The 1365-nt window shown below is 36.8% G+C and carries 1 protein-coding gene; it reads right to left on the bottom strand.

Features of this window, described 5'->3' with window-relative positions; translation table 11 throughout:
* Positions 1 to 47: 47 nt before the first annotated feature.
* Positions 48 to 1250 carry an IS256 family transposase gene (locus EK417_RS18745; protein WP_136523018.1) on the bottom strand — a complete coding sequence of 401 codons (1203 nt, stop codon included), beginning with the start codon at positions 1248 to 1250 and terminating at the stop codon, positions 48 to 50.
* Between the last annotated feature and the right edge of the window lie 115 nt (positions 1251 to 1365).

Here is a 1365-nt window from a genome sequence, read left to right as displayed (position 1 = left end):
GACACTATTCCGAAAAGTGTGTAAGTTAAAAAGTTAAGGCTTGGATTTTATAATCTGAGCCTTTGTTCAAAAATAAGCATAAACTGGTTAAGAACAATACCCCAATTTTGAATTGGCATTGTCCATTTTTTAGTAGCTTCTTTTAAAGCAAGGTAAACAGATTTCAAGACCGCATCATCCGTAGGAAAAGACATTTTGTTTTTGGTGTATTTTCTGATTTTTCCGTTGAGATTTTCAATTAAATTAGTGGTATAAATGATTTTACGGATTTCTAAAGGAAATTCAAAAAACACAGTCAATTCATCCCAGTTGTCCCTCCAGGATTTGATGGCATAAGAATATTTGGATTCCCATTTTGCTGCAAAATCACCCAGAGCGGCTTCAGCAGCTTGTTTTGTTGGAGCAGTGTAAATATGCTTCATATCGGCAGAGAACTCTTTCCTGTCTTTCCAAACCACATATTTGCAGGCATTTCTGATTTGATGGACGACACAGATCTGGGTTTGAGATTCAGGAAAAACAGAACGTATGGTCTGGGTAAATCCGTTTAAATTATCGGTGGCAGTGATGAGAATATCCTCTACACCACGGGCCTTTAAATCTGTGAGAACGCCCATCCAGAAAGCTGAACTTTCATTTTTTCCAAGCCACATACCCAAGACTTCTTTTCTACCGTCACGGTTTAATCCCACAGCCAGATAAACTGTTTTATTAATGACTTTGGAGTTTTCCCTTACCTTGAAAACAATGCCATCCATCCAAACAATGAGATATAAATCTTCAAGCGGGCGGTTTTGCCAGCTCACCACTTCACTGGCAACAGCATTGGTGATTCGTGAGATGGTAGAAGTAGAAACTTCAAAATCATACATTTCCTTGATTTGTTCTTCAATATCGCTTACACTCATTCCTTTAGCATAAAATGAGATGATGATATTCTCCAAACCTTCGATGATGTTGTGTCTCTTTGGGACTAATGAAGGTTCAAAACTGCCTTCTCTATCTCGGGGAACTTTAATTTCAGATTCGCCAAATGAGGATTTTATCTTCTTGGTCCCATATCCGTTTCTGTAATTTCCAGTGATGGATTTCTGATGCTTTTCATTATCCAGATGGGTGTCCAATTCTGCATCAAGCATATGTTCTACAGCTCGCTTATGCATTTCTTTGAAGAAAGAGGTTAGGTCTTCTCCATTCTTGAAGGACTTATAGAAATCCTTGTTGTTTAATAATTCTTCTTTGTCTATCATAACTATGTAATGGTTAAAAATAATAAAAAGTTATTTCCGTAAAATTTTTTGAGCTAGGAGGGCTCAAAATTTTCCAGAATAATTTTTTAACTTACACAGTTAGTGAGACACTACC

The sequence above is a fragment of the Chryseobacterium candidae genome (genome assembly GCF_004916905.1).
Taxonomy (GTDB): Bacteria; Bacteroidota; Bacteroidia; order Flavobacteriales; family Weeksellaceae; genus Chryseobacterium; species Chryseobacterium candidae.
Note: the sequence above shows the minus strand (reverse complement) of the source record. Positions and strands in the feature narration are given on the sequence as shown.